Genomic DNA, 22,518 nt, shown 5'->3' with positions numbered 1-22,518 from the left:
ATAAAATGTCAAAGTTTATTAAATTAATAGTAAGGACTCCACAAAAAACCTTCTATAATGGAGAAATTAAAGAGTTAATGACAGAAACAATAGAAGGTAGAAGATCTATTCTACCAGATCATGCACCATTAATAGCTATTTTAAGACCCAATATAACTACTATTATTGGAGTTAATGGTGAAGAGAAAAATTTTTTCTGTTCTTCGGGAGTATTAAGAGTTAATAAAGATGAAACTGTTATACTTTGTGATGCTGCTGAATGGCCATCTGAAATTGATGAGGAGAGGGCAGAAAATTCTCTGGAAAGGGCTAAACAAAGGCTAACTAAAGAAGAGAGAATAGATAAAGAAAGAGCAGAGCTTGCTTTAAAAAGAGCAATAAATAGAATAAGAGCATCTAAGATAAAATAAAACAGGCGTGAATAATAAATTTATTATTCACGCCTGTTTTATTTTATCACACTTTTTTAAATTTACTTATATATTAATAATATATTTAAGTATATATTCTGAATCTTTGTCCATAATCTAAAGAGGAAGGTGGGATAAAATGGCAAAATACAAGTTTGCACTTTTTATTTTAATCAGCATCGGATTTTTATTAAATTATAAAATGAAATTTATATACAATAAAGTTGATTTTTTTAAGGAAATGCTTACTACTACAAAAGGACAAGTAGTAGAATATGGATTTAAAACCCATTTTAGCTCTGAGACTAATGGACAAGAACTTTCAAGCTATTTTGTTAACCAGATTACTTTAGAAAAAGGAATTACTGTAAGAACTATAGAAACAAAGGGGAATTATTATATTGACTTTGCAAGAGATAATTTAATAGGAAACATAAATATTATAGGTCATGAACAATTAAATGATATAACTGTTGAGGTTATAGAAAAGAGTAAGGAAAATGATCTAAATAACTTAGAAGGGAAATACAAAAGTATAGTTAATGGCATATCTAAAAGTAATTACAGTGAGTATCAATACTTAAAGGCAAGTATACCTACAAGTGATTTATCAACTTTACAAAAAGAAATAATAAGTTTACTAAAAAATAAAGGTGCAATAAATGTTAGCACAGTGAAATTAGAAAAAGGATTTAGTACTTCTGCCTATACTAATAAATACAAACCGAAGAAAAATAATGGAAAATTAATGGATTTAAACTATGCTTTATGTAATTATAACTCAGGAAGCTTTATAATAATTGGAACTCCTGAGATATTTACATCCTATTAGCTAAGGAACGATAGAATGGAGAGGGTAAGGATGAATAAAATGTTAGTAAGAAGTGGTAGGCAATTGCAAGGGGAAGTAAATATTAGCTCTGCTAAAAACGCCATTCTTCCGATAATAGCTGCTAGTATATTAAGTTCTGATACTTGTACAATTGAAAATGCTCCAATGCTTAGAGATGTATTTGTGATTTGTGATGTGTTAAAAACAATAAATGCAAAGATAAGTATAAAAAATATAGAAGATAAAATAATTATTAATACTTCTGATTTAGTATGTGAAGAGCCGGATAGTGATTTAGTGAGAAAGATGAGAGCTTCATTTCTTATAATGGGACCAATGATAGCAAGATTTAAAAAGTTTAAAATATCATTTCCAGGTGGATGCAATATTGGCACAAGACCAATTGATCTACATTTAAAAGGCTTTGCATCATTAGGTGCACAGGTTAGTTTTGGACATGGGTATGTAGAAGCCTATGCAAATAAATTAGTTGGCAGTAGGATATACTTGGATTTTCCATCTGTAGGCGCCACTGAAAATATAATGATGGCAGCAGTTTTGGCAGAGGGGGAAACAGTAATAGAAAATGCAGCAAGTGAGCCGGAAGTTGAAGATTTAGCAAATTTTTTAAAAAGAATGGGAGCACAAATATATGGTGCTGGTACTGATACAATAAGAATAATTGGGGTTAAAGAATTAAAAGGAGTAAAATATAGACCTATACCAGATAGGATTGAAGCAGGAACTTTTATGGCTGCTGCAGCAATTACTAAAAGCAGAATAAAGCTTAATGGTGTTAATGAAGAACATTTAAAGCCTATAATAGCAAAACTTGTAGAGGTAGGGGTTATAGTTATACCAGATAAGGACGGTATTATTATAGATGGTAAAAATAACTTTAATCCTATAGATATAAAAACCATGCCTTATCCAGGTTTCCCAACTGATATGCAAGCTCAGATGATGAGTTTATTGTGTACTGTTCATGGTACCAGTGTAATTACAGAAACTATATTTGAAAATAGGTTTATGCATGCTAGTGAACTCGAAAAAATGGGTGCAAACATAAAAATTAATGGAAGATGTGCTATAGTTGAAGGGGTTGATACGTTAACTGGAAGCGAAGTAAAAGCAACGGACCTAAGAGCTGGGGCAGCATTAATTATAGCTGGGTTAATAGCTGATGGATATACAAAAATAAGAGATATATATCATATAGATAGAGGTTACGTAAATATTGAAGAAAAATTTAAACAGCTTGGTGCAAACATAGAAAGAATTGAAGAATAGAGATCATAAAGACCAGTAAAAAAATTACTGGCCTTTATTAATTTAAAAGGAAGTTATAAATTTATTTATTTAATAATAGAAATATAGTAAATGAAACTCTTCTTCAATTAGTAAATTGAGTAAGAAACTTGCTCCAAAATATAAATTTGGTTCACTGTTTAAGGAGATAAGAAAGATGAAAAAAATATTTATAGGTGTTTTTTCTTTAATGTTGTTTATTACTATTATTTCAATGCTTCTTGTTGGTCTAGATGGGATAAAAAATAACTTTAATATTATTAATAATAAGAATAAGGGAGATATTAATGAAAATAAGTTAAAGAAGGTTTATAGGGAAGAAGACTTAAATATAGATGTATATATCTCAAAAGAAAAAAGAATAGTTTCAATGAATATTGAAGATTATGTTACTGGAGTTGTAGCAGCAGAAATGCCTGCGGAATTTGATATAGAAGCCTTAAAGGCACAGGCAGTAGCAGCAAGAACTTATGGACTTGCTCATACTGAAAATTTTAGTGAGAATAAAAACTTAAAAGCTTTTGGGGCAGATGTAAATGATACTACAGAGTTTCAAGTATTTATATATAAAGATGAAAGAATGGCATTATGGCCAAAGAAAAAGGGCGAGGAGTATTGGGAAAAAATTTTGAAGGCAGTGGAAGAAACTAAAGGAGAAGTAATTACCTATAATGGGTCATTGGTAATGGCTCCATACTATTTCTCCACAAGCAGTGGAAGAACTGAAGATGCAATTGATGTATTTAATAAAGGACAACCTTATCTAAAAAGTGTTGAAAGTTCAGGAGAAGAAAAATCTCCAAAATATATTACTAAAGTAAAGTATACATATAGTCAGCTGGCTGATATTATAAATAGTTATAATTCAAAAGCTGATTTAAAAGGAAGTACCTTAAGAAGTAATTTAAGAATAGTTGAAAGATCCAAGGCTGGAAGTGTGATGAGTTTGATGATAGGAAAAGAGTATATTTCTGGACAAAAATTTAGAACTCAATTAAATCTGAATTCAGCAAATTTCACTATAGAGTTTAATCCTAATGATATAACCATTACATGTATGGGTTATGGTCATGGAGTAGGAATGAGTCAATGGGGAGCCAATGCAATGGCTAAGGATGGAAATACATATAAAGAAATCTTAAAGCACTATTATCAGGGAATAGAGCTGCAGAAGTTAGTTGAAAAATAAATAATGTGAAATTTACGCCTTAAATTAGGCGTTTTTTTTATTATTGTGAAATAATTTGTCGCTTTATATAGAAAAAAAAGGAAAGAAAATCTAATAAATAATGTATTTTTTAGATACTAAAGGACAAACTAGAAAAAGGAGGTGTAAATATGGAAAACAAAAATAACAGAAAAAAATCTTCAAATTTTTTGAAAAGAGAGGGATTCTATGTAGTTTTATTTGTTTGCTTATGTATTGCCGCAGCAGTAGCCGCAATTACTACTGGAAATAATAAAAAAGCAGAAAATAATCCACAAACCTCTCAAAATGCAGGTGTTGATTCACAAGCAAAGGGAGATACTACACTACCAAAAAAAGAAGTTACTATCTCCCAGAAGGATAAGGAAATTAACAATGCAGTTCAAGTAAAAACAAATGATAAGGCTGAAACTAAAGCTTCAACTAATAAAGAATTGGAAGTATCTAATACTACTGAGCCAAAATTTATTAAACCAGTTGATGGCGAAATAGCAATGAAGTATTCGGAAACTCCTGTTTGGTGGGAAACATCAAAAACATATAGACCTAACTTTGGTATTAATATTAAAGCAAAGGTTGGAACATCAGTAAAAGCTGCGGCAGCTGGTGAAGTAAAATCAATAGATAATGATGGAGCCTTTGGAACCTTAATTACTATTTATCACCCAGAAAGTGGCAAGTACACTTGTTATGGAAATCTTGATAAAGAGGTAAAGGTAAGTAAAGGTGATAAAGTAACTCAAGGACAGGTAATTGGAAAGATAGGTAATAGCTCCTTGAGAGGAATGGCTGATGAAATTGGAGGAAATTTCTTATACTTACAAGTATTAAAAAATACTAAAGAAGATCCACAGTTCTCAAGCGAAAATCCAGAAAAATATATAAAATATTAGTCTATCATTAAAAGCCATTTTCCGATTTAATTCGGAAAATGGCCAAATAATAACAAGGCTTATAGTAATTTAAAGTATTGGAAGTGCATATTTATAAATATATAAGGTTAAGGAGGTAGCACTTTGAAAGATTACATTGAAGAGAGGGTTCTTGAAGTTGCTAGGTATATTATAGAATCTAAAGCTACAATCAGAAAAACTGCTAGAGTGTTTGGTGTTAGCAAGAGCACAATTCACAAAGATATGACTGAAAGGTTACCTAGAATTAATCCTCAAGTAGCTAAAGAGGCTAAAGATGTATTAGATATAAATAAATCAGAGAGACATATTAGGGGCGGAAAAGCCACAAAAATGAAATATAAGACAATATAAAGTATTAATATTCCCAATTTAGCTTATTATTAATGTTTTTTTTGTAATACTATGGAATATGTAAGTATAAACGTATATAATAAGTATAGATATTAACAGATATATTACTATTACGAAAGAGCAGGAGTGAAATTAGGGATGTTTTTTAGAATGAGCACAGATATGGGAATAGATTTAGGTACAGCTACCGTCTTAGTTTACATTAAAGGAAAAGGAATTGTATTGAAGGAACCATCAGTTGTGGCTATTGATAAAAATACTAATAAAGTCTTAGCCGTTGGAGAAGAGGCAAGGCAAATGATAGGAAGAACTCCAGGTAATATTGTCGCTATAAGACCATTGAGAGATGGAGTAATATCTGATTATGATATTACAGAAAAAATGTTGAAACATTTTATAAGAAAAGCATGTGGTAAAAAAAGAGTAGGTGCTCCCAGGGTTGTAATTTGTGTTCCTTGTGAAGCTACTGAAGTAGAAAAAAGAGCTGTTAAGGATGCAGCAGTGAATGCTGGAGCTAAAAAAGTATTTTTAATAGAGGAGCCTCTTGCAGCTGCTATAGGTTCAGGATTGGATATCACCAAGGCAAGTGGTAACATGGTTATAGATATTGGAGGAGGTACAACTGATATTGCAGTTATTTCTCTAGGAGGGATGGTTGTAAGAAGTTCTATAAAAGTTGCGGGAGATAGCTTTGACGAATCAATAATAAGATACATAAGAAAAAAGCATAAGCTTATGATTGGCGAAAGAACAGCAGAGGATTTAAAGATAAATGTTGGAACAGCTTATAAAAGAGAAGAAAATTTGAGTATGGAAATAAGGGGAAGAGATTTAATAACCGGTCTTCCTAAAAATATAACTGTTTCCTCGGAAGAAATGAGAGAAGCATTAAGTGAAGCAGTGAATGCCATTGCAGAATGTACTCATTCTGTATTAGAAAAAACTCCACCTGAATTGGCCGCAGATATTGCTGATAAAGGTATTGTTATGACAGGCGGAGGATCCCTATTAAATGGTTTAGATAAGTTAATATCAGAGGTAACTAAAGTTCCAGTAAGAGTATCTGAAGATTCCGTATCATCTGTAGCACTTGGCACTGGTGAAGTGCTTAATTTTTTAGATAAAATTGATGCATCTTATAAAGGACAAGATATTAATCTAATTGATTAATATATACTTATTATATAAGTTTATTTCAATAAGTAGCTCTAAGCATAAACTCTTATAGCTACTTATTTTTTTGTTTCTATTTTTTATGTGTCAATTCCTTTAGCGTGAATTTGAGAAAGATAATAAGCGTGAATTAACGAATGACTAATAACCTTGGCCATTTCCATTATTAAGTTTAAACGTATATTTCTATTTGTAAATAGTTCATTATTTCCAGTAGAATCTACAATTCCAATGATTGAAGCATTGCCTACATCAGGCAAGACTTTACCAACACCTTTTCCGGGATGTATTGGATAATCTCTACCTTGAATTTCTCCTATGTTTTTGCTATCACCTAAACAAGCATCTACACCAATAATATTACAAGAGGGATGAAGCTTGTATATTTCTTCTAGCTGTTTATCTATATTTAAAGCATGTATAGGTTCTGGAATGGTCCCATAAACTGCTAAAGGAAAGTTTTTTATTTTAAGTAATGTTCCTACTAATGGGCCTAGACAATCACCTATACATCTATCAGTTCCTATGCATACTATTACAGAATTTTTATCAATGTAATCCTTTAAGAAATAAGCTATTTCATAGTAAGATAAATTATCTTTATAGTGGACTCTTACTTTATTCAAGAGCTACACCTCCTTGATAATTTATATGAAAGGAGATTAAGGGATATGAGGAAAATTTTTTATAATCTAAAGTTGTATGTATAAGGAAGAGAGAGAAATTAGGTGAAATTTAGAGAAAGTAAAGGCTTAATTGCTTATAATGAAATAATTCAAGGTTGAAATTAGTCCTACTTCTAGGTATACTAATATTCGTTGACGAACCTAGTCAACAATAATTAAAAAGATGCTGGCATAGCTCAATAGGTAGAGCAACTGACTTGTAATCAGTAGGTTTCGGGTTCAATTCCTGATGCCAGCACCAACTACGGAGGAGTTCCCGAGTGGCCAAAGGGGGCAGACTGTAAATCTGTTACGTTTCGTTTCGATGGTTCGAATCCATCCTCCTCCACCAAAAAAATGGGCGCATAGCTCAGCTGGGAGAGCATCTGCCTTACAAGCAGAGGGTCACAGGTTCGAGCCCTGTTGTGCCCACCATTTTTTTTATTAGTTGGAAAATTAAAGTTAAATATTCTAAATAACATGGAGGAGTTCCCGAGTGGCCAAAGGGGGCAGACTGTAAATCTGTTACGTTTCGTTTCGATGGTTCGAATCCATCCTCCTCCACCACAAAACAATGGCATCTTGAAGATGTCTTTTTTAATGATATTAGTTATTGAATAATAATGTCAAATTTTGTTATAAATATATTGACACTTACATATTGCTATGATAATATTATAGTATTATGCTACTTTATAAGTTAATAAGAGATAAGAAAATATCTTATCAAGAGAGGTGGAGGGAATGGCCCTGTGAAACCCAGCAACCGGTGCTTATGTACTAAGGTGCTAATTCCTGCAGAATATTCTGCAAGATAAGAAGAAACGATAATGCTGCTAATCCAACCTCTTTTTGTTAAAAGAGGTTTTAATTTTTTGAAAGGAGAATATGAAATGAAAAGATTGTTTACTTCAGAATCAGTAACAGAAGGACACCCAGATAAAATTTGTGATCAAATTTCAGATGCCATTTTAGACTCTATATTAGAAAAAGATCCATATGGAAGAGTTGCCTGTGAAACAGCAGTTACAACTGGTATGGTTATGGTAATGGGAGAAATATCAACTAATTGCTATGTAGATATTCCAAAGCTAGTACGTGGAGTTGTTACAGATATAGGATATACAAGAGCAAAATATGGATTTGACGCTGAGACTTGTGCCGTGCTAACTTCAATTGATGAACAATCATCTGATATAGCAATGGGAGTAAATGAAGCCTTAGAATCAAGAGAAGGTGAAAAAGACAATGTAGAAGCAGTTGGTGCTGGAGATCAAGGAATAATGTTTGGTTTTGCTTCTAATGAAACTCCTGAATATATGCCGCTTCCAATAAGTATGGCACATCAATTATCAAGAAGATTAACTGAGCTTAGAAAAAATGGTATTCTTTCATATTTAAGACCAGATGGAAAAACTCAAGTAACTGTTGAATATGAAGATGATAAGCCAGTAAGAATAGATACTGTTGTAGTTTCTACTCAACACGATCCAGAAGTTACACAAGAGCAAATTAGAAAAGATATAATGGAACATGTTATAAAATATATAATTCCAAATGAATGGCTAGATGCTAATACAAAGTACTTCATTAATCCTACAGGAAGATTTGTAATTGGGGGACCAAATGGAGATACTGGACTTACTGGTAGAAAAATAATTGTTGACACATATGGTGGATATGGAAGACATGGTGGTGGAGCTTTTTCAGGTAAAGACCCAACTAAGGTTGATAGATCAGGAGCTTATGCAGCAAGATGGGTAGCTAAAAATCTAGTTGCTGCTGGAGTTGCAGATAAAATAGAAATTGGTCTTGCTTATGCTATTGGTGTTGCACATCCAGTATCACTATTAGTAAATACTTTTGGAACTGGAAAAATAGAGGATGACAAAATAGTTGAGATTGTAAATTCTGTATTTGATTTAAGACCAGGAGCTATTATTAGAGATTTAGATTTAAGAAGACCTCTATATAGACAGGTTGCGGCTTATGGACATTTTGGAAGAAATGATTTAGATCTTCCATGGGAGCAGCTTAATAAGGTTGAAGAAATAAAAAAATATTTATAGTAATAAAAAACTAATCTATTTTAATAGGTTAGTTTTTTTATTATCATGGAAAGAATATATAATAGTTGAGAAATAATAGTTATATATTTATAATTAACTTAAGTTAATTATATTTCGGGAGCGATTTTATGACTGATATTCAGGGAACAGTAGAATCTATAGTTTTTAAAAATGAAGGAAATGGTTATGTAGTTGCATATATAAGGGATAAAAAGTTAAGAACCACAATAACAGGATTTATTCCATATATTTCTGAAGGGCAAAATCTAAAGCTTTCAGGAGAATGGTTTAAACACCCTCAATTTGGAGAACAGTTTAGGGTAACAGCATACGAAGAGATAGTGCCCAATTCATTAGAAGGAATTGAAAAGTATTTATCTTCAGGGATTATATCAGGCATAGGACCGATAACCGCTAAAAAGATAATTGAACATTTTGGAGAAAAAACACTTGAGATATTAGATAATAATATAGAAAGATTAAATGAAATTGAAGGTATAGGAGCTAAAAAAATTGATACAATTGCAAGTTCCTACTCAAAGCAAAGAGAAATAAGAAATATAATGGTATTTCTTCAGACCTATGGAGTTACAGCTAAGCAGTGTATTAAGATACATAAAAAATACGGTACTAATTCTATTAATACAGTAAAAGAAAATCCGTATACTTTAACAGATGATATATCTGGAATAGGTTTTAAAACTGCAGATAAAATTGCAAGAAGCTTAGGAATAGAAAGCAATTCACCTTATAGAATACAATGCGGCATTAAATATATGGTAAATCAGTTTTGTAACATGGGTAACACTTATATGCCGCTAGATAAGTTAATAAAGGAAACAGAAAGTATTTTAAATGTTAACGAGAAAGATATTGAACAAAATATTCAGAACTCAGTTTTAAATGGAAAACTAAAGTTAGAAGTTATTAATAATCAGGAATGCGTTTTCACCATGCCATATTATTATTGCGAGTTATCAGTAACAAGTAAGATTCTTACTTTAGCTACTAGTAGCTACGATAACATCAAGATAAATATAATAGAAGAAATTGAGAACTTTGAAAAAGCAAATAATATAAAATTTGCATTGACTCAAATAGAAGCGATAAAAGGAGCCTTTCAAAATGGTATAGAAATAATAACAGGTGGACCAGGTACAGGAAAGACAACAATTATTAAATGTATAACAGAAATATTTGAAAATCATGGTATGAGTGTATTTATGGCAGCACCAACTGGCAGAGCAGCAAAAAGGATGAGTGATGCTACAGGAAGAGAAGCAAAAACTATTCACAGATTGTTAGAATTAGGCTTCAGTGAAGAGGAAGAAATGGATTTTTATAGAGGAGAAGAGACACCACTTCAGTGTGATGTTCTTATAGTGGACGAAGCGTCTATGATAGACATTTTACTAATGAATAGTCTTCTTAAGGCCATTCCAATGGGAACAAGACTTATAATAGTTGGAGATGCAGATCAATTACCATCTGTTGGACCAGGTAATGTGCTGCGAGACCTGATTGAAAGTAAGTGTGTAAAGGTAGTGCGTTTAAAAGATATTTTTAGACAAGCAGAAGAAAGCATGATTGTTATTAATGCACATAAAATTAATAATGGAGAAATGCCTATATTAAATAAAAAAAATAAAGATTTTTATTTTTTAAAGGCAGAGGAACAGGAAGAGATTTTAGATACTTTAGTTCAGCTAATTAACAAGCGTCTTCCTACTTTTAATAAGGATTGGGATAAGATAAAAGATATTCAAATATTAACTCCTATGAGAAAGGGGATTCTTGGAGTTGAAAATTTAAATAAGAAACTGCAAGAAATTCTTAATCCAAAGGATAAAGAAAAACAAGAGCTGAAATTTAAAGATACCTTATTTAGAATTGGAGATAAGGTAATGCAAACTAAAAATAATTATAATTTAAAATGGACTCGAGTTTCTGGAGAAGGAGAAAAAGAAGGTATAGGAGTTTTTAACGGAGATATTGGCTACATTTGGGAAATAGATGAAGAAAAATTAGTAGTGGTTTTTGATGAGGAAAGAAAAATTATATATGATAATGTATATTTAGATGAACTTGAAATAGCTTATGCTATGACAGTTCATAAAAGCCAAGGAAGTGAATTCCCAGTAGTAATTATGCCTATGTTCATGGGGCCACCTCTATTAATGAATAAGAACTTATTCTACACAGGGATTACTAGAGCTAAGAAGATGGTAGTTTTAGTAGGACTTTTAAAGGCAGTTAACTTTATGACCAGCAATAAAAAAAGCTATGAAAGATATTCAGCACTTAAGTGGAGAATTTTGAATATACTAGAAGATAATGTAATGGAATATAACAAAAGTTTATCCTAAGGGGATGAGTATAAATATGTATTTATCTGTTACGGAACATAGCGATAGCATTGATAACATAATTAATGAAATAAATCAATGGAGTCGCGGAAGAGAAAAATTTTTAAATATTATTTCTCCTCCATACAATGTTTATGAAATTTTTGCAAAGGTAATAATTGATTATATTGAGGAAAATAAAAGTATTCTATATATAACTAATGAAGAATCTGAGAATATAAATATTATTAAAAGCTTGAAAAAAGAAAATGATTTTAAAAACTATACTTATTTTAAAATAAATAGTAAATATTGCGGTATTCCAGTAGTAATATGCAAGCATGAGATGTCAAATAATATTTCGGATAAATTTGATTTAGTAATTTATGATGATATAAAGAGCTTTTCTTTTTATTCCAAAGAAGAAATTGCAAAAATAACTATTGAAAGATGTAAAAGTGAGGGTAAGATAATAGCTTACTCTATAGAACGAACTTTTAATTACAGCAAGGAGCTTTTATTTCCAGTAAGGGCAAATTATTCACCACTAGCTGAACCAAAGATAATTACAACTAGAATTGATATAAATAAGGATATACCTTATGTTATATATGAATACCTTGAATGGATAATTAGGGATGAAAGAAAAGTTATAGTATATGTACCCAGTGAGGAAAAAGTATTTAATGTATATGAATACTTGGCATACTATTGCAGTAAATTTACTAACAATATTTTCTATTATATAAAAGGCAGAGAAGATAAAGCAGCTTTATATAAATTTATAAACAAAAATAAATGTATACTTGTTACTAATCATTTTAAAGACATATCTTTTAATATTGAAAACCTTAATGTTATGGTATTTTTCGCAGATGATGGATATTTTAATTATAAAAATTTAGTTTACCTTTGTGGAAAGGTAGGAAGGAGTAGTTATAGCCTAAGGGGGGAGGTTATATTTTTAGCAAATTATGATACTGAGCATATGGATACAGCTAAAGATATAATAAGGTATTTTAATAAACAAGCATGGGAAATGAAATTATTAAAAATATAATATATTTAATTAAATGCTTTCTATCAATAATATATACTACAAATGATTGCTGCATAATATGCAAAAACTATAGCAATGAAAATATGTTTTTATGCAAGGAATGTAATTCTAAAATAAAAAGATGTAATGAGCCATTTGAAATAAAACTAAATGGCTTTAATATAAAAGCATATAGTTCTTTATATTATTCTGGAATAACAAAAGAACTTATATCAAGATTAAAGTATAAAAGTGACTTTATTGCTGGAGAAATTTTAACTAAAATCATGATAGAAACCTTGGGCAATGCTCATTTAACTATTGAATTAATTACCTTTGTTCCTGCAACAAGAAAAAATCTTCGAAAAAGAGGCTATAATCAGACTGAATTTCTAGCAAAAGCAATAGGAAGAGAAACTAATATAAAGGTTGTAAGGTTGCTAAGAAAAGTAAAAGAGACAAAAGACCAAATTGGTTTAAGTGGAGAAGAAAGATGGCTAAACATAAATAATTCTTATGAGGGAATAAATAAAAAGAATATTATAGGGAAAAGTATACTATTAATAGATGATGTGATTACCACAGGAGCAACAGCATTCTATTGCGCAAAAGCGCTGTTGGATAAAGGAGCAAAAGAAGTGCATGTTTTAACTGGGGCGAAAAGTAAAATATAATGCCCCTAAATTTTATTATAACATAAAATAAATAAATAATCTTCTTTCATATTAACTATTAATAAAGAATTAGAAGAAGAAAAGAAAATCTTATATCAATAATCTAATAAAATATTCTTTAAATTCAAGCTGTATTTATATTTGTTATTTATTTTTATTAGTAATATAATTAAGAAAATACAAATTATCACAAGTATCTCCTAGTTTTCACATTAGTAGATAACGAGAAAGGGGCTGACTTTATGAACATAACTGTTAATGGAAAAAACATTATAATTACTGAAGGATTAAGAGACGCTGTAGAAAGGAAATTGACAAAACTAGAAAAATATTTTAGTCCAAGTGTGGAGGCAAATACCACATTAAGTGTTCAAAAGAATAGACAAATTGTTGAAGTTACCATTCCCTTTAATGGAGTTATTTTAAGAGCAGAAGAAGATAATGATGATATGTATGCAGCTATAGATTTGGTATTAGAGAAGCTTGAAAAGCAAATTAGAAAACAAAAAACTAAGTTAGAGAGAAGAAAGTATGGCGATTCTTTAAGATATCAATTGATTCCAGAATATAATCTAAACTCTGATGAAGAAGAATTCAAAATAGTAAAAACTAAAAGATTCCCAGTAAAACCAATGAATGAGGAAGAAGCAATTCTTCAAATGGAACTTTTAGGACATAATTTCTTTGTATATACAAATGCTGATACAAATGAAATAAATGTAGTATATAAAAGAAAAGATGGAAAATATGGATTAATAGAACCTGAATATTAAGAGTATATAGTAAAGGAGGCAAAGGCCTCCTTTTATTTGTATAAATATCATAATGTATATTTTTAGTCAGTATTTCTTAATAAGACATTAATAAGTAAACTTCGGTTTATAATTCAATAATAATGTTAATAATTATTTAGAGGGTACATTGTTGAACCCATTATAATTAGATGTTATAATCAATTAGTATAGTTTAGTAAAGAATTTTGTATAAAATATAAATAATGGTTAGTGAGGATGAAAGTAAATGGGATTATTCGAAAAGATATTTGGTACATATAGTGAAAGAGAATTAAAAAAGATTACTCCTGTAGTTGACAGAATCATTTCTTATGAGGATAAATTTAAAAATTTTTCTGATGAAGAATTAAGAAATAAAACTACAGAATTTAAACAAATGATACAGAATGGAAAAACCTTAGAAGATATACTTCCAGAAGCTTTTGCAGTAGTAAGAGAAGCTTCTTCTAGAGTTCTAGGAATGAAGCACTTTAGAGAGCAGCTTATGGGAGGAATGGTTCTTCATCAAGGAAGAATAGCTGAAATGAAAACCGGAGAAGGAAAAACCTTAGTTGCCACACTACCAGCATATTTAAATGCACTATCTGGAAAAGGAGTTCATGTTGTTACTGTAAATGACTACTTAGCAAAAAGAGATAGAGACCAAATGGGTCAATTATACGGATTTTTGGGACTTACAACAGGAGTTATAGTTCATGAGTTAAATAACGATGAAAGACGTGAGTCATATAACTGTGATATTACATATGGAACAAATAATGAATTTGGCTTTGATTATTTAAGAGATAACATGGTTATTTATAAGGAAGAGAGAGTTCAGAGAGAACTAAATTTCTGTATAGTTGACGAAGTTGACTCTATATTAATTGACGAAGCTAGAACTCCACTAATAATTTCAGGAGAAGGTGAAAAGTCTACTGATTTCTATAGAGTAGCAGATTTTTTCGCAAAGACTTTAAAAGAAGAGGATTATACAAAGGATGAAAAGACTAATTCAGTAATTCTTACTGATTTAGGAATAGAAAAGGCAGAAAAGTATTTTCATATAGATAACTTTGCAGATGCAGAAAACATGCAAATACAACATCATGTAGTTCAAGCATTAAAGGCTAATTATATGATGAAACGTGATAAAGATTATATGGTAAAAGATGACGAAGTTATAATAGTTGACGAATTTACTGGAAGACTTATGGAAGGAAGAAGATATAGTGATGGTCTTCACCAAGCTATAGAGGCAAAAGAAGGGGTTAAAATTCAAAAAGAATCTAAGACTCTTGCAACTATAACTTTCCAAAATTACTTCAGAATGTATTCAAAGCTTTCAGGTATGACAGGTACAGCACAAACTGAAGAAAGTGAATTTAGAGAAATTTACGGTCTAGATGTAATAGTAGTACCAACACACATGCCGATTGCTAGAATTGATTCTCCTGATGTAGTATATAAATCAGAGAAGGCTAAATTCAAAGCTATTGTAAATGAAATTGAGGAAACTTATAAAGCTGGGCAGCCAGTTCTTGTGGGTACTGTAAGTATAGAAAAGTCTGAACTTCTTTCAGATATGTTAAAGAGAAAAGGAGTTCCTCATAGAGTTCTTAATGCTAAATATCATGAGCAGGAAGCAGAAATCATTTCTCATGCTGGTGAAAAGGGAACAGTTACTATAGCTACCAATATGGCAGGTCGTGGTACTGACATTAAGCTTGGGGAAGGGGTTACAGAGCTTGGAGGGCTTAAGGTAATAGGTAGTGAAAGACATGAATCTAGACGTATTGATAATCAATTAAGAGGACGTTCTGGTCGTCAAGGAGACCCAGGTTTCTCAAGATTTTTTGTATCCTTAGAAGATGATTTAATGAGAATATTTGCATCAGAAAGACTTCAAGGTATAGTTGAAAAACTAGGTTTAAGTGACGAGGATGCAATAGAAAGTAAATTAGTTTCAAGTGCTATTGAAAATGCACAAAAGAAAGTAGAAGGAAATAACTTTGACGTAAGAAAAACTGTATTAAAATATGATGATGTAATGAATCAACAAAGAACAGTTATATATAAGCAAAGAACAGAAGTGCTTGAAGGAGAATCTCTAAAAGAAGATGTTCAAGAAATGATAAGAAGTCTAATATCAGGTGCTGTGGATTCTCATATGTCAGGACTAGAAGAAGATTTCGAAGAGGATTTAAAAAAGCTTATTGCTTTTCTAGAGGATATATACCTTCCAAAGGGAACTGTTACAGTTGATGATATTAAATCTTTATCTGATGAGGAAATAAAAGAAAAATTTATTGCTTTGGCTGAAGAAATATATGGAGAAAAAGAAAATACTATTGGTTCAGAGCAGCTAAGAGAAATAGAAAGAGTTATTCTTCTAAGAGTTGTAGATACTAAATGGATGGATCATATAGATAATATGGATCATTTAAAGCAAGGTATGGGACTTAGAGCCTATAAGCAGCAAGATCCTGTTCAAGCATATCAATTTGAAGGAAGCGAAATGTTTGAAGAAATGATTGAAAGTATAAAAGTTGATACAGTTAAATATTTATTCCATATACAAGTAACAAACAATGCTCCAGAGAGAGAAAGGGTTGCTAAAGAAACCTCTACTAATATGAGTGGAGATGATTCTCTTAAAAAAGAGCCTGTAAGAAGAAAAGAAGAGAAAGTGGGAAGAAATGATCTTTGTTCTTGCGGAAGCGGTAAGAAGTATAAGAATTGTTGTGGAAGGTAAGCTTGAAAGGTGTGGTAAAATGATTATTCAGTTGGAGGAAGCTAAAGGAAAGATAGCTGAGTTCAAGGTAGGTTTAAAAGAAGTGGGGGCTTCTCTTTGACATTGCTTCATTAGAGAAGAGATTATCAGAACTTGAAAATCTAATGCAAGAGCCTAATTTTTGGGAGAACTTAAATAGAGCCCAAGAGCTAAGTCAAGAAGCCAAAGGATTAAAAGATAGACTTAATAATTTTAATAATACAGTGGATAGGTTAGAAGATTTAGAGCTGCTAGTAGATATGAGCTTAGACGAGGAAGATGAATCTTCTATAAGTGAAATTAAGAAGGAAGCGGCAGAGCTTGAAAAAGCCATAGATAATTTTAGGGTTCAGATCTTACTTTCTGGAGAATATGATAAAAATAATGCTATAGTAAGTCTGCATGCTGGTGCTGGTGGTACTGATGCGCAAGATTGGACACAAATGCTGTTAAGAATGTATTCAAGATGGTGTGAAAGAAGAGGATATAAATTAGAAACACTAGAGTTATTGCCAGGTGATGAAGCTGGGATTAAAAGTGTCAGCTTAAAAATAATTGGTGAATTTGCATATGGATATTTGAAGGCAGAAAAAGGAATACATCGCTTAGTCAGAATATCTCCATTTAATGCTAACGGAAAAAGACAAACCTCCTTTGCATCTGTTGAAGTACTTCCAGAATTAACTGAAAATCAAGATATAAATATAAGACCAGAAGATATAAAGGTAGATACCTATCGTTCAGGTGGTGCAGGAGGTCAGCATGTAAACAAGACTGATTCAGCAGTAAGAATAACTCATATTCCAACAGGTATTGTGGTTCAATGTCAAAATGAAAGAAGTCAATTTCAAAATAGAGATACAGCTATGAGTATGTTGAAATCAAAGCTGGTGGAACTAAAAGAAAGAGCACATAAGGAAAAGATTGAGGATCTTACTGGAGATTTAAAGGATATTGGATGGGGAAGTCAAATAAGGTCTTATGTATTTCAACCATATACAATGGTTAAAGATCATAGAACAGGCGTAGAATCAGGTAATGTGGATGCCGTAATTGATGGAGAAATAGATATATTTATAAAAGAATATTTAAAATGGAGCAAAAATAACTAATTTGAAGCCACCCTGGCTGGGGTGGCTTTATCTGTTAATTAATCTTCAAAATTTACTGTTTCGCCATTTTCTATAGATGGATTGTATCTAATAAAAGTGTATACAACCTGTCCACAGTTTTGAATTGCTACAGTACTAACTAATTCAAAACCTGCATCAATGAGTCTTTCGATAGCTTCTTCACAGCCACATTCTCTTTCTATTCCATCATGGTTGCATGAATGGACAATAAGACCATTAGAGTTGCTAAATCCAGAGGCAATTCTACATACTAATATCACAGCTCTTGTTCTTGATCGCATTAATAATCCTCCCTTATAAACCATATGACAAACTAAATAGTGATTAAAGTAGCTTGTCCTGTAATATATTATTCACAGTATTATAGATTGTTACATAATTAAATAAACCCAAGTAATGTAAATTTCATATATACTAACGGAGGTGAAACATGAAATACAAATTAATAATATTCGATGCAGATGAGACACTATTAGATTTTAGCAAAGCAGAAGAATATGCTTTTAAAAACACAATGGAGTATTTTAATAAAGAATATGAAACTGAGTATCATTTTAATACTTACAAAGAAATAAATAAAAATATATGGGGTGAATTTGAAAAAGAATTAATTACAGCTGAGGAATTAAAAGAGGAAAGGTTTAGAAGGCTTTTTAATAAACTAAATATGAATCTAGATACTAAAGAGGTGAATGGTAAATACATAGATAATTTATGCCAAGGATGTTTCATTTTAGATGGAGCTTTAGAGTTATTAAATGATTTGAAGGGTAAATTTAAATTAGTCCTAATAACTAATGGATTAACTACTGTTCAAGATGCAAGAATAAGAAGATCACAAATCGGAGAGTTTTTTGATTCTGTAGTTATATCAGAAGAAGTTGGAGTAGCTAAGCCAAACCCGGGCATTTTTGAATTTGCTTTTAAGAAAGCTGGTCATAACAATAAGGAAACAGCTTTAATAGTTGGTGATAGTTTAACTTCAGATATAAAGGGTGGAGCAAATTTTGGTATTGATACTTGTTGGTTTAATCCAAAACATTTAGAAAATACAACAGAAATTAAACCTGTTTATGAAATACACAGCTTAAATCAGTTAAAGGACATTTTATTTTATGAAAATTGATAGAAAACCTATTGTCATTAAGCAAAGCTGCTAGACAATAGGTTTTCCATTAAGATTTATTTTTTAGAGATGTTATTAAAGATATTATTATTAATAGAGAGCATGCCAGTGCAGCTTCCTTATAATATATAATTAATAGATTATTATTAAAAGAGTACGTAATTATTTCTTTAGATACTATCTTAAAGCATCTTTCTATAGCAGAAGTGCTAATTAATTCAGGAGTATCACTCATAGTATGGATTCTAGACATATCATTATCGCAAAAGGTTACAGCATCAATATTATTTTCTCTAAAAGACTTGTGATCACTAGCATCCTCAAATAAATAATTAAAATGTATCTTTTCATTTGCACAGGTAGCAGAAATGGAATTTATAAATGAAGTTTTTGCTGTATCTTTCTTTCCTCCCACTATGCAAAGAGGTACTCCTTTATCGCTTCCAATCATATCAAAATTCATTACTTTGCTGTTTTGTATATTCTTCTTATATTTTTTAACAAATTCTTCCGAACCCAGGCAGCCAAATTCCTCAGCATTAAAACCTATAAACAATATACTTCTCTCAGGCTTTCCAATAGAGGAAACATAGCCTGCAAGTTCAAGAAGAAAAGCTGTTCCAGAAGCATTATCTAAGGCACCTCTATATACATTATTTTTTAGATCACTACCTAGGTGATCAAAATGAGCTGAAAGAATTAATGGGTCCAAAGTAGGATTTTTACCTTCTATATATCCCATTATATTATTTACCGTAGTTTCTTTTGAGATAATAGGAATAAAACAATCTATTGTATAATCCTTATTCAAATATTCTTTTATTTCATTTAAAGTATCACTGGTAAGAATTATGCACATACTAAAATTAGAATTGCTTGAAAAAGAGCTTCTAAAGCTTAAATTGTCCTTTGAGGATATATAAAATAGAAATAAATCAGAAGAATTTTGTACTTGAATTAATTTATCACTAACTTTTACAGAAGGATTATCTTTTTTGAATTTTATAGAATTACTTCTAAAATTAAGCATGTCTTCTTTATAATCTTTGTTGTAAGTAAAGCTTTTTATGATATCACCATTTTTGTCTAATATCTTTAGATGGGGTTCTCCAGAAATTTTATGAGGATAATTTACTTTAAAAGACTGAGTATATTCTCCCATAAAAGGTTTTAAATTATTTTCTATAAATTGAAGCTTTATGTATTCTTCCACCTCTTTATTCTCTAAAGTTCCTGTAAGCCTTCCTTTAAAATTATCAGAAGAAATAAAATTTATTTTATTAATGACGTTTAGAGTATTAAAAGGCACAACATTATAATAAAACTGAATGCAAGTGCTAATAATTAAAAAGGAAATGCAAGAAATAAATTGTATAATTAATCTTTTCATAAAACAGTCTCCAATAATTGTTATATTACATAATTATGAGAAAGTTAATCTGCATATGATGAATTATTGGACTTTTTATTGGCCTTAGGGTAAAATAATGAAAGTAACAATAAATGGAGGATATTATGGATATTAATGAAAAGTTATCAAAAGAAATTGGTGTAGAAATAAATCAAATAAATAATGTTATAGAGCTATTAGATGATGGAAATACGGTACCTTTTATTGCAAGATATAGAAAAGAAAAAACTGGTGGGTTAGACGATGTAGTTTTAAGAAATATATTTGAGAGATTAACATATTTAAGAAATTTAGAAGAAAGAAAAGCTGATGTAATAAGAATAATAGAAGAACAGGGGAAACTTACTGAAGATATAAGGAAAAGTGTTGAAAAGTGTGAAACCTTAACAGAAGTAGAGGACATATATAGACCATTTAAGCAAAAGAAGAGAACAAGAGCTACTATAGCTGTTGAAAAAGGACTTGAACCTCTTGCGAAAGTTATTTTAAATGGAGATTTTAAAGAAAATATTTCTGAATATGCAAAGGAATTCATAAATGAAGAAAAAGGAGTAAATTCAATTGATGAAACTTTAAATGGGGCAAAAGATATAATTGCTGAAGTTATTTCTGATGAAGCAGAATATCGAAAATGGATTAGAGAATTTGTCAGACGAGAAGGGATAATTGAATGTAGTGGAAGCAGCACCGAGCCAACACCTTTTGAAATGTATTATAAATATTCTGAAGCAGTTAAAAGAATCCCTTCTCATAGAATACTTGCAATAAATAGAGGAGAAAAAGAAAAGATACTATCAGTGAAAGTAACTTGTGATACTGAAAAAATTATTGATTATCTTAATAGAAATGCACTTAAAGGAAATGATGTTACAGATAAGTACATAAAAGAAGCAATAGAGGATTCCTTAAAAAGGCTTATTTATCCTTCTATTGAAAGAGAGATAAGGTCAGAATTAACTGATAAGGGAGAAGAAGGAGCAATTGAAGTATTTAAAGCTAATTTAAAGGCATTATTAATGCAAGCACCTATTAAAGGAAAAATAGTTCTTGGATATGATCCAGGCTTTAGAACAGGTTGTAAAATTGCAGTATTAGATGATACGGGTAAATTACTGGATATTTCAACTGTTTATGCAACTGCACCTCAAAATGATGTAGAAGGTTCAATTAAGAAGCTTAAAGAACTTGTGTATAAACATAATGTAGAGGTAATTTCTCTTGGAAATGGTACTGCCAGCAGAGAATCAGAAGAAGTAATTGCTAGATTAATTGATGAAGTAAAGAAAGAAACTGGCAAGGATTTATTTTATGTAATAGTATCAGAAGCAGGAGCATCGGTTTATTCTGCTTCAGAATTAGCTTCAAAGGAATATCCAGATATTGATGTTTCTATAAGAGGAGCAATATCTATTGGAAGAAGACTTCAGGACCCAATGGCTGAACTGGTAAAAATAGATCCAAAATCTATAGGGGTAGGACAATACCAGCATGATGTAGCACCTAAAAGGCTGGACGAATCTTTACGTGGGGTAGTAGAAGATGGAGTTAATAGTGTAGGAGTAGACTTAAATATCGCAACACCTTCACTGTTATCTTATGTTTCAGGAATTAATACAGCTATTGCTAAAAATATTGTAGATTATAGAGAAGAAAATGGAAAGTTTAAAGATAGAAAAGAACTTTTAAAGGTTAAGAGATTAGGAGCAAAAGCTTTTGAACAATGTGCAGGATTTTTAAGAGTCCCTGAAAGTAAAGAAGTTTTAGATAATACTGGTGTTCATCCTGAATCTTATAAAGCAGCAAAAGGATTGCTTACTAATTTAGGCTACAGTGAAGAAGACTTGGCAAAAGGTAAACTTTTAGATATTGATGACAAAGTAAAATCAGCTGGACTAGATAAGCTTTCAGAGAACCTTAAAATTGGAATACCGACTCTTCAAGATATAATAAAGGAAATTAAAAAGCCAGGTAGGGATCCTAGAGAAGAATTACCAAAACCAATATTAAAAAAAGGTGTAGTAGATATTAATCAATTAAAACCTGGTATGGTTTTGAATGGAACTGTAAGAAATGTTGCTGACTTCGGAGCTTTTGTAGATATAGGAGTACATCAAGATGGATTAGTACATATTAGTCAGTTATCAGATAAATTTGTGAAACATCCTCTGGATGTAGTTAAAGTTGGAGATATTGTAGAAGTTAAGGTTTTGGAAATTGATGAAAATAGAGGTAGAATTTCTTTAACCATGAAAAAATAGCTGTTGAAATTTTGCATCAATGAATGTATAATAAAAATATAAAATATTAAAATATTA

Annotated in this window: 19 protein-coding genes, 4 tRNA genes and 1 riboswitch; of the genes, 20 read left to right on the top strand and 3 right to left on the bottom strand. The window is 30.7% G+C overall.

The features are described 5' to 3' along the window. The first annotated feature begins 5 nt into the window (after positions 1-5). From CLHOM_RS16080 to mreB, 7 genes are all read left to right on the top strand, one after another. On the top strand, positions 6-410 hold the full coding sequence (locus tag CLHOM_RS16080; protein WP_052222701.1) for a F0F1 ATP synthase subunit epsilon: 405 nt from the start codon (positions 6-8) through the stop codon (positions 408-410). Positions 411-549: 139 nt separating this feature from the next. After that, positions 550-1,242: a YwmB family TATA-box binding protein gene (locus tag CLHOM_RS16075; protein WP_052222700.1), complete on the top strand. Its 693-nt coding sequence runs from the start codon at positions 550-552 to the stop codon at positions 1,240-1,242. A gap of 30 nt (positions 1,243-1,272) precedes the next feature. Then, the gene (murA, locus tag CLHOM_RS16070) at positions 1,273-2,532 is read left to right on the top strand and encodes a UDP-N-acetylglucosamine 1-carboxyvinyltransferase (protein WP_052222699.1); all 1,260 of its coding nucleotides are present in this window, start codon (positions 1,273-1,275) and stop codon (positions 2,530-2,532) included. Positions 2,533-2,707: 175 nt separating this feature from the next. Then, positions 2,708-3,739, top strand: coding sequence for a stage II sporulation protein D (gene spoIID / locus CLHOM_RS16065; RefSeq protein WP_052222698.1), 1,032 nt, complete (start codon positions 2,708-2,710; stop codon positions 3,737-3,739). A gap of 149 nt (positions 3,740-3,888) precedes the next feature. Then, the gene (locus tag CLHOM_RS16060; protein WP_052222697.1) at positions 3,889-4,650 is read left to right on the top strand and encodes a M23 family metallopeptidase; all 762 of its coding nucleotides are present in this window, start codon (positions 3,889-3,891) and stop codon (positions 4,648-4,650) included. A 123-nt stretch (positions 4,651-4,773) separates the two neighbouring features. Continuing rightward, positions 4,774-5,022, top strand: a complete 249-nt coding sequence (gene spoIIID, locus CLHOM_RS16055; RefSeq protein WP_052222696.1) for a sporulation transcriptional regulator SpoIIID — start codon at positions 4,774-4,776, stop codon at positions 5,020-5,022. Between the two features lie 138 nt (positions 5,023-5,160). Next, a complete protein-coding gene (gene mreB / locus CLHOM_RS16050; protein WP_052222695.1) occupies positions 5,161-6,192 on the top strand; it encodes a rod shape-determining protein in 1,032 nt (343 codons plus the stop codon). 83 nt (positions 6,193-6,275) lie between these two features. Here mreB and yyaC read toward each other — a convergent pair whose 3' ends face one another. After that, positions 6,276-6,821, bottom strand: a complete 546-nt coding sequence (gene yyaC, locus CLHOM_RS16045) for a spore protease YyaC (RefSeq protein ID WP_052222694.1) — start codon at positions 6,819-6,821, stop codon at positions 6,276-6,278. 225 nt (positions 6,822-7,046) lie between these two features. On the opposite strand from yyaC, the gene CLHOM_RS16040 reads away from it, so the two are divergent. The 11 genes from CLHOM_RS16040 (at position 7,047) to prfB (ending at position 17,645) form a co-directional block, all read left to right on the top strand. Then, positions 7,047-7,122: transfer RNA gene (locus tag CLHOM_RS16040), tRNA-Thr, on the top strand. Positions 7,123-7,127: 5 nt separating this feature from the next. Continuing rightward, positions 7,128-7,212, top strand: a tRNA-Tyr gene (locus CLHOM_RS16035). Between the two features lie 7 nt (positions 7,213-7,219). Then, positions 7,220-7,295: transfer RNA gene (locus CLHOM_RS16030), tRNA-Val, on the top strand. 47 nt (positions 7,296-7,342) lie between these two features. Continuing rightward, positions 7,343-7,427 (top strand) — tRNA-Tyr (locus tag CLHOM_RS16025). 153 nt (positions 7,428-7,580) lie between these two features. Further along, positions 7,581-7,681: riboswitch (SAM riboswitch) on the top strand. 72 nt (positions 7,682-7,753) lie between these two features. Continuing rightward, positions 7,754-8,929 carry a methionine adenosyltransferase gene (gene metK / locus CLHOM_RS16020; protein ID WP_052222693.1) on the top strand — a complete coding sequence of 392 codons (1,176 nt, stop codon included), beginning with the start codon at positions 7,754-7,756 and terminating at the stop codon, positions 8,927-8,929. Positions 8,930-9,057: 128 nt separating this feature from the next. Beyond that, positions 9,058-11,295, top strand: coding sequence for an SF1B family DNA helicase RecD2 (gene recD2, locus CLHOM_RS16015; protein WP_052222692.1), 2,238 nt, complete (start codon positions 9,058-9,060; stop codon positions 11,293-11,295). Positions 11,296-11,311: 16 nt separating this feature from the next. Continuing rightward, positions 11,312-12,334: a hypothetical protein gene (locus CLHOM_RS16010; RefSeq protein ID WP_052222691.1), complete on the top strand. Its 1,023-nt coding sequence runs from the start codon at positions 11,312-11,314 to the stop codon at positions 12,332-12,334. Then, a complete protein-coding gene (locus CLHOM_RS16005; protein ID WP_052222690.1) occupies positions 12,307-12,987 on the top strand; it encodes a ComF family protein in 681 nt (226 codons plus the stop codon). The genes CLHOM_RS16010 and CLHOM_RS16005 overlap by 28 nt, the downstream gene beginning before the upstream one ends. A gap of 242 nt (positions 12,988-13,229) precedes the next feature. Next, entirely contained in the window at positions 13,230-13,760 is a 531-nt protein-coding gene (hpf, locus tag CLHOM_RS16000) for a ribosome hibernation-promoting factor, HPF/YfiA family (protein ID WP_052222689.1), read from the top strand. Between the two features lie 247 nt (positions 13,761-14,007). After that, positions 14,008-16,515, top strand: coding sequence for a preprotein translocase subunit SecA (gene secA, locus CLHOM_RS15995; RefSeq protein WP_052222688.1), 2,508 nt, complete (start codon positions 14,008-14,010; stop codon positions 16,513-16,515). A gap of 19 nt (positions 16,516-16,534) precedes the next feature. Continuing rightward, positions 16,535-17,645, top strand: a protein-coding gene (gene prfB / locus CLHOM_RS15990; protein WP_139205600.1) for a peptide chain release factor 2 whose coding sequence is annotated in 2 segments (ribosomal slippage) — positions 16,535-16,612 and positions 16,614-17,645 — 1,110 coding nt in all. Because the reading frame shifts where the segments join, the coding sequence is not laid out codon by codon here. A gap of 38 nt (positions 17,646-17,683) precedes the next feature. Here the strand turns inward: prfB and CLHOM_RS15985 are convergent. Continuing rightward, on the bottom strand, positions 17,684-17,947 hold the full coding sequence (locus CLHOM_RS15985; protein ID WP_052222686.1) for a hypothetical protein: 264 nt from the start codon (positions 17,945-17,947) through the stop codon (positions 17,684-17,686). A 149-nt stretch (positions 17,948-18,096) separates the two neighbouring features. On the opposite strand from CLHOM_RS15985, the gene CLHOM_RS15980 reads away from it, so the two are divergent. Then, the gene (locus CLHOM_RS15980) at positions 18,097-18,792 is read left to right on the top strand and encodes a YjjG family noncanonical pyrimidine nucleotidase (RefSeq protein WP_052222685.1); all 696 of its coding nucleotides are present in this window, start codon (positions 18,097-18,099) and stop codon (positions 18,790-18,792) included. 49 nt (positions 18,793-18,841) lie between these two features. Here CLHOM_RS15980 and CLHOM_RS15975 read toward each other — a convergent pair whose 3' ends face one another. After that, complete coding sequence (locus tag CLHOM_RS15975) at positions 18,842-20,182, bottom strand: M28 family metallopeptidase (RefSeq protein ID WP_052222684.1); 1,341 nt, start codon at positions 20,180-20,182, stop codon at positions 18,842-18,844. Between the two features lie 122 nt (positions 20,183-20,304). On the opposite strand from CLHOM_RS15975, the gene CLHOM_RS15970 reads away from it, so the two are divergent. Beyond that, the gene (locus tag CLHOM_RS15970) at positions 20,305-22,461 is read left to right on the top strand and encodes a Tex family protein (protein ID WP_139205601.1); all 2,157 of its coding nucleotides are present in this window, start codon (positions 20,305-20,307) and stop codon (positions 22,459-22,461) included. The last annotated feature ends 57 nt before the right edge of the window (positions 22,462-22,518 follow it).

The sequence above is a fragment of the Clostridium homopropionicum DSM 5847 genome (genome assembly GCF_001263795.1).
Lineage (GTDB): Bacteria > Bacillota > Clostridia > Clostridiales > Clostridiaceae > Clostridium_H > Clostridium_H homopropionicum.
The sequence above is the reverse complement of the archived record's forward strand: the minus strand, read 5'-3'. Positions and strand labels throughout refer to the sequence as shown.

Bases quoted from the DNA above. Each gene is read 5' to 3' on its own strand.
- spoIID (WP_052222698.1), top strand. From the start codon at position 2,708: ATGAAAAAAATATTTATAGGTGTTTTTTCTTTAATGTTGTTTATTACT.
- CLHOM_RS15975 (WP_052222684.1), bottom strand. From the start codon at position 20,182: ATGAAAAGATTAATTATACAATTTATTTCTTGCATTTCCTTTTTAATT.
- CLHOM_RS16075 (WP_052222700.1), top strand. From the start codon at position 550: ATGGCAAAATACAAGTTTGCACTTTTTATTTTAATCAGCATCGGATTT.
- murA (WP_052222699.1), top strand. From the start codon at position 1,273: ATGAATAAAATGTTAGTAAGAAGTGGTAGGCAATTGCAAGGGGAAGTA.
- CLHOM_RS15985 (WP_052222686.1), bottom strand. From the start codon at position 17,947: ATGCGATCAAGAACAAGAGCTGTGATATTAGTATGTAGAATTGCCTCT.
- CLHOM_RS16010 (WP_052222691.1), top strand. From the start codon at position 11,312: ATGTATTTATCTGTTACGGAACATAGCGATAGCATTGATAACATAATT.
- CLHOM_RS16080 (WP_052222701.1), top strand. From the start codon at position 6: ATGTCAAAGTTTATTAAATTAATAGTAAGGACTCCACAAAAAACCTTC.
- CLHOM_RS15980 (WP_052222685.1), top strand. From the start codon at position 18,097: ATGAAATACAAATTAATAATATTCGATGCAGATGAGACACTATTAGAT.
- mreB (WP_052222695.1), top strand. From the start codon at position 5,161: ATGTTTTTTAGAATGAGCACAGATATGGGAATAGATTTAGGTACAGCT.
- CLHOM_RS16005 (WP_052222690.1), top strand. From the start codon at position 12,307: ATGGGAAATGAAATTATTAAAAATATAATATATTTAATTAAATGCTTT.
- recD2 (WP_052222692.1), top strand. From the start codon at position 9,058: ATGACTGATATTCAGGGAACAGTAGAATCTATAGTTTTTAAAAATGAA.
- hpf (WP_052222689.1), top strand. From the start codon at position 13,230: ATGAACATAACTGTTAATGGAAAAAACATTATAATTACTGAAGGATTA.
- secA (WP_052222688.1), top strand. From the start codon at position 14,008: ATGGGATTATTCGAAAAGATATTTGGTACATATAGTGAAAGAGAATTA.
- metK (WP_052222693.1), top strand. From the start codon at position 7,754: ATGAAAAGATTGTTTACTTCAGAATCAGTAACAGAAGGACACCCAGAT.
- CLHOM_RS16060 (WP_052222697.1), top strand. From the start codon at position 3,889: ATGGAAAACAAAAATAACAGAAAAAAATCTTCAAATTTTTTGAAAAGA.